Here is a 13,230-nt window from a genome sequence, read left to right on the forward strand (position 1 = left end):
TGCCTAACCTAGGGTTTTACATTGGGCTTGGAACCGCAAAAGATGGTCACACAACACTAAAGCAGCCATGGCTTCCACCATGGGTACAGCCCTAGGTAACACACAGGGATCATGGCGACCTTTGGCGGCTAAGGTGGTTTCTTCCCCGGTATTACTCACAGTTTTTTGTTCCTGGCCAATGGTGGCGGTAGGTTTAAATGCTATCCGCATAATAATCGGTTCGCCGTTGCTGATGCCCCCCTGGACTCCCCCGGAACGATTGGTGCGGGTGCGCCATTCCCCCGCCTCGTCTAAATAATATTCATCATTATGTTGACTGCCGGTGAGTAAAGTCCCCGCAAACCCTGAGCCAAACTCAAACCCCTTGGTGGCCGGCAAGGACATCATCGCTTTGGCTAAATCTGCTTCTAACTTATCGAAAACCGGCTCTCCCAAACCCTTGGGAGCATTGCGAATTACACATTCCACCACTCCACCAATGGAATCCTTTTGCCGGAGCACTTGGTCAATGCGCTCAATCATTTTTTCGGCACATTCAGCATCGGGACAGCGGACAATGTTGCTTTCCACCCTTTCCAACATCACCGTATTGGTATCTACCGTTGCTTCAATATCCTGAATACTTTTCACGTAGGCCACAATTTCCACCCCGCTGAATTGGGCGAGAATTTTTTTGGCGATCGCCCCGGCGGCCACCCGGCCAATGGTTTCCCTAGCGGAAGAACGACCCCCTCCTTGCCAATTGCGAATGCCATATTTTGCTTCATAGGTGGCATCGGCATGGGAAGGACGATATTTCACCGCCATCTCGTTGTAATCCTGGGAACGGGCATCCTTATTCCGCACCAAAATGGCGATCGGTGTGCCTAATGTTTTCCCCTCAAATACCCCGGAGAGGATTTCACACTGGTCAGCTTCTTTACGGGGAGTGGTGATTTTGCTCTGCCCTGGCCTGCGTCGGTCTAAATCTATTTGGATTTCCTCTGGGGAAATTTCTAGGCGGGGGGGACAACCATCAATAATTACCCCCACTCCGCCCCCATGGGATTCACCGAAGGTGGTAATGCGAAATAAACTGCCAAACGTGTTGCCCATAAAATAACCAATGCTGACTAACCAGTCTTTTATTTTAGGTATTTTTTGGAACCAGGCATAGAAAAAATAAACGGGCCGAGGAAAGATCCCAGCCCGGAAGACAAGTTCTTAAAAATTGGAGTCTAATAATTTAGCTTCCAAAAGAAAAGTGAACAAAAAGTAAATGACCAGCTAAATCATCAGGTGAATATACCAAACAATTATTTAACAGCGGCTTTACCACCCGCTTCTTCCAATTGTTTTTTGATAGCTTCAGCATCATCTTTACCGGTGGCTTCTTTGATAGCTTTGGGGGTAGATTCCACCAATTCTTTGGCTTCTTTCAGACCCAAGCCGGTGATGGTGCGGACAACCTTAAGCACGGCAATTTTCTTGTCGGCAGGTACTTCTTCAAGGATAACGTCGAATTCAGTTTTTTCTTCAACGGCTTCGGCGGGGGCGGCGGCAGCAGCGGCCATAACCATGCCACCAACGGGGGCAGCGGCGCTAACACCAAAAGCTTCTTCGATTTGTTTAACTAATTCGGCAGCTTCCAATAAAGAAAGGCTTTTTAACTGTTCTAAAATTTGATCGGTTGCAGCGGACATAGAAATGACTCCTATAGATAAGTAGGTTAAATCTGACTAGAAAAACCAAAAACAAATGCCTGTGGGGTGAACAGGGCTAATGGTAGACCCTATTCCTTGTCCACATGGGCTTGAAGACCACGGGCCACAGAAGCCGGAACTTCTTTGATGCCCAAGGCAATCTTGGTGGCCAGAGCATTGATGCCTCCAGCAATTTGTCCCATGAGTTGCTCTTTGGAGGGCAAATCACCGATCGCCTCCACGTCAGCTTGGGACAGACTTTTTCCTTCCAGTACCCCCCCTTTTAATTGGGTTTTTTTGGTATCTTTCTGGAATTTTTTGTAAGCCTTAATTGCGCCGCCCAGGTCTTCTTTCAAGACAAGAATGGCAGTGGTTCCCGTCAGAAATTCTTCCATGGGAGACCAGGCTTCTTGCCCTGCCAATGCCCTACGGACAAGGGTATTTTTGGCAATCTTACAGGTTCCACCCAGGGGGCGGAGCCGGTTTCTTAAATCGGTAATTTCGGCAACGGTTAACCCTTGATAATCAATGAGCACCGTCATTTGAGCGTCCTGGAATAACTCCTGAACATCACTGATTACCGTCGCTTTATTTTCTCTCGTTCTTCCCATTCGGGTTTCACCTCCTTGGGGTTGGGATAGCAAGCATTAAACACACAATAAAAATGCCCCTTGGCGATCGCCGGGGCTGAAGCAGAGGATCAAAAGCCGTCAAGGAAAAAAATCCCCAACAAACTCAAATCTTGATTCAGGCTTCAACCTCGGCAGGTTAATTAAGCAACCCTAATTGCTCCTGCGGTCTTTGGCATAGCCAGTTAAATGAATAGTGGCTAGAAATGACTCGGAAATTGTCGTCGCTTAGTTATCCTCAAACTTCAGATCGCGTAAAGCATTGATGTCTACGGGGATGGAAGGACCCATGGAACTGGACACAAACACGGTGCGCCAGAAACGACCTTTTGCCCCCGAAGGACGATTGCGGTCAATGGTCTCTTGCAGCGCTTTTAAATTTGCCAACAAATCATCGGCAGAAAAAGAGGCCTTTCCAAACATAACATGAACGATGCCCGTACGATCAGCTCGGAATTCTAATTTCCCTGCCTTAAATTCATTTACCGCCGCTGCCAGATCTGCGGTTACCGTTCCCCCCTTGGGAGAAGGCATGAGACCCCGGGGCCCCAATTGTTTACCCAACCGGGCAATTTTGGGCATCATATCAGGGGTGGCAATGAGCACGTCAAAGTCCATCATGCCCTTTTGAATTTCCTCGATCAATTCCTCGGAACCGGCAATATCCGCCCCAGCATCAGTGGCTTCTTTCACCTTTTCCCCCCGGGCTAGCACGGCCACCCGCACCGTTTGCCCCGTTCCTTTAGGCAGAGAAACGGTAGTCCGAATTTGTTGGTCGCTATATTTGGGATCAATACCCAGACGGATATGGGCTTCGGCCGTTTCATCAAATTTGGCGGTGGCGGTTTCCTTGAGCAACTCCATGGCCTCCAACGGGCTGTAAAGTTTGCTGTCATCTATCTTGGCGATCGCCGCCTGCATCCGTTTTGAAAGCTTTTTAGTCATAGATTTGGTAACTCCTTGGGTAATGGCGAAGGGTCTACCTTCTCCCCGAAATAAATGCAAAAAATTAGTTGGTTTTAGTCAAATTTGACCAGCTTAAAAACCTAACCGTTGACGGTGATGCCCATATTACGGGCGGTGCCTTCAATAATATTCATGGCCGCATCAATGTCGTTGGCATTGAGATCGGGCAATTTAGTTTGGGCGATTTCCCGCAGTTGATCGCGGGTAATGGAAGCCACCTTGTTTTTATTAGGTTCGCTAGATCCCTTTTCCACCCCAGCGGCTTTACGGATTAGCACCGAAGCAGGGGGAGTTTTGAGGATAAAGGTAAAACTACGGTCTTCAAACACTGAAATTTCCACGGGAATAATCATCCCGGGCTTATCAGCGGTTTTGGCATTGTACTCTTTGCAAAATGCCATGATGTTAACCCCATGCTGACCCAGGGCCGGGCCAACGGGGGGGGCGGGGTTAGCCTTGCCAGCGGGCAGGGCCAGTTTGATCAGAGCGACGACTTTCTTGGCCATTGCTTGTTATATCTAAAAAGGTAGTTAGGATGTGAACTGGGGAATGAACAAAAACTAAGTGATAGTTGAGAAATAAGTCTGATGAAATAGATCTCAATCAAACAATCTAATTCTGTTTTTCCACCTGGGTAAATTCCAATTCCACCGGGGTTTCCCGGCCAAAAATGGACAGTAAGGCTTTTAGCTTACTTCTTTCTGGACTGACTTCAATCACGTCCCCTTCAAAATCTTTAAAGGGGCCGGACAGTACCATGATGTGATCACCGATTTCCATATCGATTTTCACCACTGGTTCCTGTTCGTCTACGTGGCGGAAGATTCGTTCCACCTCCCCATGGCTAAGGGGCATGGGCAGAACGTGGCCCCGCCCTCGGCCATAGTGGCGTTTTTGCTCAGAACCGACAAAGTTAATGACATGGGGCGTATTTTTCACCACCTGCCAGGCGTCATCATCCATAATCATGCGAATAAGCACATAGCCGGGGAAAATTTTCTCTTCCCCCTGTACCCGGGCCCCATCCTTACGGATTTTGACAATGGGAGTTTTGGGGATTTCCACCTGGAGAATGCGATCGGCCACATCAAGGGTGTGGATCCTTTGCTCTAGGTTCATTTTCACCCGCTTTTCACAGCCAGAGGCAACCTGCACGGCGAACCAGCTGCCTTCGCTGGGGGTGCCTTTTTTGTTTTGTTCCGCGACCGGAGATTGATCGTCAGTGAAGCTCATGACAACATGTACGAGGAATATTTACTGGGGGTATTGCCGGCAATCTAGGCTCAGGTTTGAGCAAGACTGGGCAAAGTGAATGTTGGGGATTTAGGACTTCTAAAACTTCAACAGGATCGAAAAAATAAAAAATATCGAGGGTGTAACTGAAAAAATAAAAGTTTTATTTTATTGAAATAACGTAACAGGAGGCTTTGATTAGAAGTTTCTAGTCGGCCATTGAAAGAAAACTAGAGTCATTGGGTGGTAATTTACCCACCGTTTTGCTCCATTGAATTCTTTAACCAAAAAGGAAAGGTTGTTTGGTAATCCAGCCAAAGATCTGATCAACAAAGTAGATAACCGTCGAAACCAGGATAACCATCAAAATTACGGCTACGGATTCGCTGATTAGCTGTTGACGGGAGGGCCAAACTACTTTTGCCAACTCATCTTTGGTGGCCGCAACAAAGTTGCTCCGGGCTTGGGCACCATCTACGGAGTTATCTTCGGTGCTGTCGGTTCTAACCGCTTCCTTTTTAACCACAGGTTTTTCTTGCCTCCCAAATCGTTGTAACTAATGAGAAAATCTAGAACTTTACCAAGCGCAAAATTAAACAGTTGCGGGGCAATCGTTAGCTAGGTAATTGGTGGTCAACGCGCCCTGGAGGACTTGAACCCCCGACATCAGGTTTTGGAGACCTGCGTTCTACCAACTGAACTAAGGACGCATAGTCTGGGCTAAGTTGAGCCCTAGAGTGTGCACTCACTCTCGCACCATCATACCCTAATTTGCTACCAATTCCCATCGATGGAGACCGTCATGATTCTGGGAATTAGAGAGCCCGGTCGAACCGTTGCTTGATGCGGGTGGCTTTACCAACCCGATCCCGGAGATAGTAGAGCTTGGCCCGGCGTACCTTACCACGACGCAATACTTTTATGCTAGCCACCCGGGGAGAATGGAGCAGAAAAACCCTCTCAACGCCAACGCCTTGGAAGATTTTACGGACAGTAATGGTTTCGCTAATGCCGCCGTTGCGCTTGGCAATTACGGTACCTTCATAGGGTTGGATCCGTTCTTTGCCACCCTCTACGATTTTGACCCCAACTTTAATGGTGTCACCGACATGGATGGTGGGCAGGTCTTCTTTGAGAAACTCTGCCTCGATGGAATTAATTATGGCTTGGGCGTTCATGGTCACAGTAAAAACTCACAATTTCTCATCATAACTGATTTATTATCTTTTGCAAAAGTTGGTTTTGCCTAGTCTTATCCGTTGTTCGGCCCAGACTTTGAGCCGTTAGAATGCAGTTGACTGTAATTGAAAAGCCCATGACCACCATTACTTCCCAGGCGATCGCCCGCTACCGTGACCAACTTGCCCAATTCCCAGAAGCGATGCTGGCCTTGGACACCATTGAGGATTGTGAAGGTAATTTGGAAGATGCGGCTTTGGCCTTGGGCATCCATGTGGGACAACAGCCTGATCGCAATGATTGGCTAGAGGGCTTGGCAAAAAGATGCCGGGTTGCCATTTGTGAGGGCAATTTTCCGGCGGCCCTAAAGGACAATAACATCAGTGTGGTGGTCAGTCATTTAGGCGATCGCAAAGTCTGCCATCCTCTGTTGGCTCCCCTGGTGGTGGCCTATGTTTTGGAGCAAGGTATTGATAATTTTTGTGCTCCGATCCGTTTCAAACTCCACTACGGAGAGGATAACAGTTGATTAAAACCATTAAAACTTGAATGGGGCTTGGGCCAGTAGCAGAAAATTCTAGGGCGAAATGACGAACAGAGAAAATGGGTGGAATATTCGCATTGGTTGCCAACGGGAATGGATCTGGCGGGGTTGGCAAATTCGCTACAGTTTCTGCCATCCTTCCCAACCCATTGGCTTACCTCCTCTATTACTGATCCACGGTTTTGGAGCGGCGATCGAACATTGGCGTCACAATGTCTCATTTTTTGCCCAACATACCAGCGTTTACGCCATTGATCTGCTAGGCTTTGGCGGTTCCCGCAAGGCAAATACCCTTTACAGCGCCTATGGCTGGGCAGAACAGGTGGAAGATTTTTGTCAGCAGATAATTGGTTGTCCCACAGTGCTGGTGGGTAATTCCATCGGTTCCCTAGTGGCATTAACGGTGGCGGGGCAAAGTCCGGCCCTAGTAGCTGGGTTAATTATGGCTAGTTTGCCCGATGTTTCCCTACGTCAGCAAGGGGCTCCCCGCTTTTTACGTCCTTGGATTGAAAAGCTGGAAAATGCTTTTTCTCCTCCTTGGTTACTGGACAGCCTGTTTAAGTTAGTCCGTCGCCCCGCCATTATTAAACGCTGGGCCAGCCTAGCCTATGGTTCACAGACAGAACAGCTCGACTTGGATAACTTTAATCGGGAGTTAGTGCAGATTATTTGCTTGCCTCCCCAGGATTTAGGGGCAGAAATTGCTTTCCGGCAATTATTTAGCTCCGTACGTCTGCCCCACTTTGCGCCCTCGGTCAAAGAGGTATTGCCTTCATTGAATTTGCCTATTTTATTGCTTTGGGGAGAAGGCGATCGCTTTGTTCCCTATCGCTACGGCCAAAAATTTGCCTCGTTTAACAAAAGAATTGAATTTCAACTTTGGGCTGGAGCCGGTCACTGTTTACATGATGAGTGCCCAAATAAGTTTAATCAAACTTGCTTAACTTGGCTGAAGCAGAATTTTAGTAAATCCTTAGAAATGGTCGAGCCAGTTGTGACAACCGAGAAAAGTCATTGAAAAATCAACACTTATAATCAATCAAAGTAAGATTGAGACGACTAAGGTCTTTACCAAAGACGCTTTTAGCTCTGATCGGTGTCTTACTCTCAACTAAATCAACTATACAAAGCTTTTGAATAGATTTTTAGAATTTTTGACAAACTAAAAAGTGTACCAATCACGAATGGAGTCAGCAAAGGTTTCGTCTCCATTATCTTCATCATTGTCGGCAAACTCCATAATAGAAGTCTGTTGGGCATCAAGGGTTTCTTGTCTTCGTCTTTGGATGTAGGTTGGGTCAGTTTCCATGTGGGTTGTATGCCGACCATCCCGTTGATTTTTTTCAATTTGCCTTAGTACTTTCCGCACTACCGAGGCCAAGTTTTTAGCTGTTATTTTTTCGTATGGAATGCCGTAAACATCAAGCAATTGCTCCAAGTCTAACAGGGCGGCATGGTAATCCCTTACGCCTCGACGGATTTTGCTGGAAAGTTCATCAAGGCTAACTTTATCCTGAGTTGCCCCAATGTTACGGGCAAATTCTTCCAATTCCATCAAAATGGAGTGGGCGACGCTAAAGGAATCTACTTCATCCACATTCAAGGGAGTGGATTTTTTCAGGGGATCCCGCATAATTGCTCCAATACCCCTCAACACAGCGGTGCGTATTTCCCCTTGCATTTGTTCAATTCGTTGCATTTGAAATGCTTTTCCCTCCTCACTGGCCACATACATGGGGGGGAGGCGATTGAGGGTGTAGCTAGCTACTTCGGCGATGCTAACAAATTTGGCTACGTTGACGGGAAGTTTTTGTAGTTCATTATAAATTTCGTCTTTGACCACTGCTTCGAGAATGTTAAGGCAGGTTTTGCGTTGACGTTTTTTTTCTTCTTCTTTTTCATCTAATAGGTTTTCCAAGAGGGATTGACTGATACTGTCAGAGTCAATGCCGTAAATTGGCGCAATAATCTCTAATAAACTTTTGGCGATAGGTACATAAGCTTGCTTTCGGTTTAAACTCTCGATCAAGTTGTACATATCGGACACCAATCGTTTGATATCTGGCTGAACCTTAACCAGACTCATCAGCAGGGTATAGGTTGAGCTACCTCCCACTACTTTAGGGTCATTCTCCCAAACTTTATTAGTCAGACCATAAATGATTTTCTTGAGTCTAATTCTTTCACGGTTACTCTCAATTTTGTTGATAACATCGGGTAAACATTCCGTGTTAAATTTCATGATAGTTAACGCACTTTTGGGAAAACTTTACCGCTAGCCTAGCTTATCGCGGAAGATGGAGGCCATGGCCTCTAAGGGATGATGTGTGCTGATATAGACTATTTCCAACAATTATGCTGACGCTCAACAACATGATAGCAGTATGACAACATTGACATTACCTACAGGTTATTTATCAACATAATTCCCGCATTGAAAGGACAGAACGACGATCACAAAAAAGGTTCGCTTTAACTAAACTGTATGAGGGTTGATGGCGGACTGCTCCAGCCATTGGCTGAGAAGCTGACCACATTCCTCTACCGATCGCCGTTGGGCTAAAGCTTGTTGCAACTGACCGTGGGCCTGGCGGTGTTGTTCCAGCAAATTCTTTGCCTGCAGAAAAGCCCAGCTTTCCTTTTGAGGCAGGTTAATCTCCGCTAGTCCTGCTCGGCGAAAGGCCCAGCGCAATTGTTGGCGATCGCCGTTTCCCCCCTCGGCTTCCCCGTAAATCATTTTTTCGGCGGCAATGCCGGCCATCCAGACCGTAGCCCAACGCTCTAAGGCCTGGGGACGATGCCGCCACTGCTGACACTCAATTTCGAGATTACTCGTATCGAATTGAATGCCTGCCATACCCCCTGTTCCCTGACGCAGAACTTCCCAAGGACTAAGGCTGTAATTAGCGATGGGAATTTGTAGGCAATGGGCGACGAGGAAATGTCCTGCTTCGTGGCACAAAATACGTTCCCGTTCTGCTTTGCTCTGGAACAAACCGACAAAAAAATCCGTACCCTTTCCTTGCCAACTAATTTGATCCGCTGTGATTATGCCCAAAATCACTAAAGTTGTTGCCGCTGGAATGGCCGGGGAAAGGTTGACCACTGGCCCCACCAAGGCGGACATCATCATCAAAAAAATGGCGATCGCCACTAGGTTTAAACGGCTATCGGACATGGCAAAAAGGTAGTGAAAATTTATCGACTTAGTTTTGCTTAAAAGCAAAAGCTGAGCAATTCGGTTCTTAAATCAATTATTAGAAACGCACCTGGGAATAGGCCGCATCGGAAATGGTGGGAATTTCTGCATAACGCCCTAAAACGGATTGAACAATGCCAAAAAATCCGCAGGCTAAGGCACCAAGAAAAGCGAAGTTGTAGAGGGTTTCTGTTACCAATCCTTGGCCAAACACAGGCTGGATTACGTAGGCTACAATTAAACCAAATAGAGATAGTAAAATGCCAATTAAGATGGCTTGCATAGCATTAAAACGGATGAAGTGGGAAATATTGCTATTCCTAACCACCGCCATGAAAAGAACAATAAAAATAATAAAAGGGGCAAAGGGAAATTGGTAATAGAACTGCAATAGGGGCATAATGGGTAGATAGATTATTTGCAAAATCGGAAACTGTTGCAATAAGAAACTACCGAACATGAATGCATCAATGAGGGGAATTACATAGATTAAAGCGCTGAAAAAACGATCTTTTCCGTCCGCCGTACTATTGGATGCCATAGAAAATTCCTTGCCAATGAAAAAAGTTGTGGAGATATGCCCTGATTCTAACCTGGTTCGCAATGGTAAAGATTCGGTCTTCCCCCCAGGCGATCGCCAGAGAAAATTATCTCGTTGTCCATTGCCATTGATCCACCTCTGATCCTTCCTTGGGTTGGTTAACAGCCCTTCCAAAACTTGCTAGAGTGTTGATCGCCTAAAAATCTGATTAATCCTTTCATTAATTACCGCCCCGCCATGGCTAATACCTACACCGCTGAAATCCAACACCAAGGTCAGACCTATACCATCACCGTGCCAGAGGATAAAACGGTGCTCGAGGGGGCGGACGATGCTGGGTTGCAACTACCCACTTCCTGTGGAGCTGGGGTTTGTACTACCTGTGCCGCACTGATCGTAGAGGGAACAGTGGATCAAGCAGATGGCATGGGGGTTTCGGCGGAACTACAAGCAGAAGGATATGCCCTCCTTTGTGTTGCCTATCCCCGCTCGGATTTAAAAATTGTCACCGAAAAAGAGGACGAAGTTTACCAGCGACAGTTTGGCGGACAAGGTTGATTTCGTTGATCAAGATGGGACAGGTTTGCCAAGATCTTCCCTTCCCCCGTTAACGAACCATTATTGGGCGCTAGTTTGCTACTTTGGACAGAATAGCACTTAAAAATCTGTTTCAATCTGTTCACCGTTAATCCCCCAAGCCCATGAGCCCAGCAAAAATTCGTAACGTATTGTTGGCCATAGCGGCCATTGTTCTGAGTACTGCCCTTTATCTCGGTTTTCAGACCCAAACCCAAGACACTTCCCTCAAGGCCCAAGCCCAACAGGCTATTCCCCTAGCGACAGCCTTAGACAATGGCCGTCCTACTTTGGTGGAATTCTATGCCAATTGGTGTACCAGTTGCCAAGCTATGGCCCCCGATTTGGCGCTGTTGAAGAAAAACTATGGCGGGTCGGTCAACTTTGCCATGCTCAATGTGGATAACAATAAATGGTTGCCGGAGGTGCTGCGCTACCGAGTGGATGGCATTCCCCATTTTGTTTATCTTGATGACACCGGCACGGCGATCGCCGAGAGCATCGGAGAACAACCCTTGGCGGTGTTGGAGCAAAATATCACAGCTCTTTTGGCCCATGAGCCCATTCCCCATGCCAATCTGACTGGTCAAACCTCAGTGGTGGAAAACCGTACCATTGAAGCTGACCCCACATCCCCCCGAAGCCATGGCAATCCCCGTCCTAGCTAGGTTATCCCTGGGCAGAAGGTATGCCAATCATTAAACTGCTACAAGTTCGGCTATCCAGCCCTTTGGCGATCGGCTAGTATTTACTTGTGTGTGAGGAGTAAGATTAATAAGGAAGCAGCCGGAGGGTCGAAACATGGCAAGACTCCTTGCGGACTTCCTTATTTTTTTGCCTAATTTTCGTGGTTAATATTGACAACTTTTCTGTTTTACAGCATTAATATCAAAAATCTTTCTTCTACTTTCTGCAAACATTGTGCCTATCCATCCATTCCCAAAGAGAAACTAAAATTGTTGGGTGGGTACTTGCTTGTTTAACAACTAAGTTTGGGTGTGCCGTCGGCTCATCGGTTCGGTTTTATAGTCTTCCGTCCCAATGGAGTGACAGGAAAATGGTCAAGGGTAAGCAGTCATTACCCACCAGGTGAGTTACATTGGGTAACCTAGGTAAGTAACTAAACCCCCTGAATAATTTCCAGACCCCACCTCCGCCCTCACCTCCCCCTATGACTACGACTGAATTAACGGCGGCCACCCTAGCCCAACTTCAGCAAGAAATTGACAGGTTACAACAGGAGAACGATGACCTCCACATCGCCCTGACTACCATTGCTGAACATGGAGATATGATCGAGTCGTTACTGAATGAGACCAATGTCAAGCTCAGAAGTGAAATCTTGGAACGACAACGGGCAGAAGCCAAATTGCAGAATATTCTCAGCTTGATTTCGCGGGAGAAGCAAGACCTAGAAATTATCGTGGAAACCATTATGCAACATGGGGACGTGGTGGACGCCCAATGGCGGCAAAAGCTTGGGGAAACCGCGGAACTACTCAACCTCGATAGCCTTACTCAGGTCTCCAACCGCCGGCACTTTGATCTTCATCTAGGCCAACAATGGGAACGGGTCCTGAATACCCAAGAGGCGATCGCCCTGGTTTTATGCGACATCGATCACTTCAAAGAATTTAACGACTTTTATGGTCACCTCAGTGGTGATGACTGTTTACGGCGCATTGCCAAAACCCTTAGTGCCACCTTGCGGAACCCATTTGACCTCTTTGCCCGTTATGGGGGCGAGGAATTTGGCGTAATTCTGCCCCAGGTTTCCGCTGAAGCTGCCCAACAAATCGCCAAACGTATGCAAGCATCCTTAGCCATGCTAGAAATTCCCCATCACCATTCCCCCACCAACGCATTCGTCACCATGTCCTTCGGCATCGGTCGCCTGTATCCCCAACCAGGGCAATCCCCCCTAGACCTAATTGCCCAAGCCGACGAAAATCTTTACAAGGCAAAACGTCAGGGCCGCAATCGCATTGTTGGCCACTAAATTCTCCATCACTCAGTCAGCCCTATAAACATAACCATGACTACTGACCCAACTAGTGTTAGACATTGGGGAATGTTCCTTGAGCCTATTCCCCCCAGCGATGAATTCCTCACCCTCAACTTTTCCCTAGACCGAGCAAATCGTTTGCAACGTTGGCGCAACTATGGTCTGTCGGCGGATTTTTTGGGGGACTACTTTGCGACCTTTTTCCCTGGCAATGGGACAGATGACGGCCTTAGTCAGAGGGACACCATCAAGGGGTCGGTCAGTTATATCGCTAACGAACTGCTGGAAAACGCGGTTAAATATAGCACCATCGACCATGACTACCCCATCACCATTACTCTGCATCTCTACGACAATAAATTGATTTTTGAGACCAGCAACATTGCTCCCCAGCAAACCATCGTCGAGTACGAAAACTTCATCAAAGCGTTGGAGGAGAGGGACCCCATGGAATTGTATCTAGAACGGTTGGAAAAATCCGCTCTGGAAGATTGCGAGGCGTCACAAATTGGTTTATTGACCATGATCAATGATTACCAAGCCCAGTTTGGTTGGCGCTTTGTCTCGATTCCCGATGGCCAAAATTTAATTCAAGTAACGGTAATGGCCCACTTAAGTGTAGAAATTTGAACGGCGGTAGCAAGAAAAAACATTAATTCATTTTCGGCTACTTCCC

Annotated in this window: 17 protein-coding genes, 1 tRNA gene and 1 other annotated feature; of the genes, 6 read left to right on the forward strand and 12 right to left on the reverse strand. The window is 47.1% G+C overall.

What is annotated here, in order from left to right; all coding sequences use genetic code 11:
• Positions 1 to 3: 3 nt before the first annotated feature.
• From aroC to rplS, 9 genes are all read right to left on the reverse strand, one after another.
• Positions 4 to 1,095 carry a chorismate synthase gene (gene aroC, locus D082_RS08050; RefSeq protein ID WP_028948157.1) on the reverse strand — a complete coding sequence of 364 codons (1,092 nt, stop codon included), beginning with the start codon at positions 1,093 to 1,095 and terminating at the stop codon, positions 4 to 6.
• A 200-nt stretch (positions 1,096 to 1,295) separates the two neighbouring features.
• Entirely contained in the window at positions 1,296 to 1,682 is a 387-nt protein-coding gene (gene rplL, locus D082_RS08055; protein ID WP_028948156.1) for a 50S ribosomal protein L7/L12, read from the reverse strand.
• Positions 1,683 to 1,771: 89 nt separating this feature from the next.
• The gene (gene rplJ, locus D082_RS08060) at positions 1,772 to 2,293 is read right to left on the reverse strand and encodes a 50S ribosomal protein L10 (protein WP_028948155.1); all 522 of its coding nucleotides are present in this window, start codon (positions 2,291 to 2,293) and stop codon (positions 1,772 to 1,774) included.
• Between the two features lie 40 nt (positions 2,294 to 2,333).
• Positions 2,334 to 2,505, reverse strand: a sequence feature (ribosomal protein L10 leader region).
• 34 nt (positions 2,506 to 2,539) lie between these two features.
• A complete protein-coding gene (rplA, locus tag D082_RS08065) occupies positions 2,540 to 3,256 on the reverse strand; it encodes a 50S ribosomal protein L1 (RefSeq protein WP_028948154.1) in 717 nt (238 codons plus the stop codon).
• A 101-nt stretch (positions 3,257 to 3,357) separates the two neighbouring features.
• Positions 3,358 to 3,783, reverse strand: a complete 426-nt coding sequence (rplK, locus tag D082_RS08070) for a 50S ribosomal protein L11 (RefSeq protein WP_028948153.1) — start codon at positions 3,781 to 3,783, stop codon at positions 3,358 to 3,360.
• A 106-nt stretch (positions 3,784 to 3,889) separates the two neighbouring features.
• Positions 3,890 to 4,510 (reverse strand): transcription termination/antitermination protein NusG, encoded by a 621-nt coding sequence (gene nusG / locus D082_RS08075; RefSeq protein ID WP_028948152.1) that lies wholly within the window; start codon positions 4,508 to 4,510, stop codon positions 3,890 to 3,892.
• Positions 4,511 to 4,790: 280 nt separating this feature from the next.
• Positions 4,791 to 5,036, reverse strand: coding sequence for a preprotein translocase subunit SecE (gene secE / locus D082_RS08080; protein WP_028948151.1), 246 nt, complete (start codon positions 5,034 to 5,036; stop codon positions 4,791 to 4,793).
• Positions 5,037 to 5,147: 111 nt separating this feature from the next.
• Positions 5,148 to 5,220: transfer RNA gene (locus D082_RS08085), tRNA-Trp, on the reverse strand.
• A gap of 105 nt (positions 5,221 to 5,325) precedes the next feature.
• Positions 5,326 to 5,694, reverse strand: coding sequence for a 50S ribosomal protein L19 (rplS, locus tag D082_RS08090; protein WP_010872052.1), 369 nt, complete (start codon positions 5,692 to 5,694; stop codon positions 5,326 to 5,328).
• Positions 5,695 to 5,798: 104 nt separating this feature from the next.
• Between rplS and D082_RS08095 the strand changes: the two genes are divergently transcribed.
• Positions 5,799 to 6,218, forward strand: coding sequence for a hypothetical protein (locus D082_RS08095; protein ID WP_051738771.1), 420 nt, complete (start codon positions 5,799 to 5,801; stop codon positions 6,216 to 6,218).
• 58 nt (positions 6,219 to 6,276) lie between these two features.
• Positions 6,277 to 7,251, forward strand: a complete 975-nt coding sequence (locus tag D082_RS08100; RefSeq protein ID WP_038530520.1) for an alpha/beta fold hydrolase — start codon at positions 6,277 to 6,279, stop codon at positions 7,249 to 7,251.
• A 144-nt stretch (positions 7,252 to 7,395) separates the two neighbouring features.
• Here the strand turns inward: D082_RS08100 and D082_RS08105 are convergent, their stop codons facing one another.
• The 3 genes from D082_RS08105 to D082_RS08115 form a co-directional block, all read right to left on the reverse strand.
• A complete protein-coding gene (locus tag D082_RS08105; RefSeq protein WP_028948147.1) occupies positions 7,396 to 8,475 on the reverse strand; it encodes a late competence development ComFB family protein in 1,080 nt (359 codons plus the stop codon).
• Between the two features lie 234 nt (positions 8,476 to 8,709).
• Complete coding sequence (locus D082_RS08110) at positions 8,710 to 9,411, reverse strand: hypothetical protein (RefSeq protein ID WP_028948146.1); 702 nt, start codon at positions 9,409 to 9,411, stop codon at positions 8,710 to 8,712.
• 79 nt (positions 9,412 to 9,490) lie between these two features.
• Positions 9,491 to 9,973, reverse strand: a complete 483-nt coding sequence (locus D082_RS08115; protein WP_028948145.1) for a Tic20 family protein — start codon at positions 9,971 to 9,973, stop codon at positions 9,491 to 9,493.
• A 237-nt stretch (positions 9,974 to 10,210) separates the two neighbouring features.
• Between D082_RS08115 and D082_RS08120 the strand changes: the two genes are divergently transcribed.
• The 4 genes from D082_RS08120 (at position 10,211) to D082_RS08135 (ending at position 13,184) form a co-directional block, all read left to right on the forward strand.
• Positions 10,211 to 10,531 (forward strand): 2Fe-2S iron-sulfur cluster-binding protein, encoded by a 321-nt coding sequence (locus D082_RS08120; RefSeq protein ID WP_028948144.1) that lies wholly within the window; start codon positions 10,211 to 10,213, stop codon positions 10,529 to 10,531.
• A gap of 143 nt (positions 10,532 to 10,674) precedes the next feature.
• Entirely contained in the window at positions 10,675 to 11,217 is a 543-nt protein-coding gene (locus D082_RS08125; RefSeq protein WP_028948143.1) for a thioredoxin family protein, read from the forward strand.
• Between the two features lie 503 nt (positions 11,218 to 11,720).
• The gene (locus tag D082_RS08130) at positions 11,721 to 12,548 is read left to right on the forward strand and encodes a diguanylate cyclase (RefSeq protein WP_028948142.1); all 828 of its coding nucleotides are present in this window, start codon (positions 11,721 to 11,723) and stop codon (positions 12,546 to 12,548) included.
• A gap of 36 nt (positions 12,549 to 12,584) precedes the next feature.
• Positions 12,585 to 13,184, forward strand: coding sequence for a hypothetical protein (locus D082_RS08135; RefSeq protein ID WP_028948141.1), 600 nt, complete (start codon positions 12,585 to 12,587; stop codon positions 13,182 to 13,184).
• Positions 13,185 to 13,230 lie beyond the last annotated feature (46 nt).

Source organism: Synechocystis sp. PCC 6714, from assembly GCF_000478825.2.
Classification (GTDB): Bacteria; Cyanobacteriota; Cyanobacteriia; order Cyanobacteriales; family Microcystaceae; genus Synechocystis.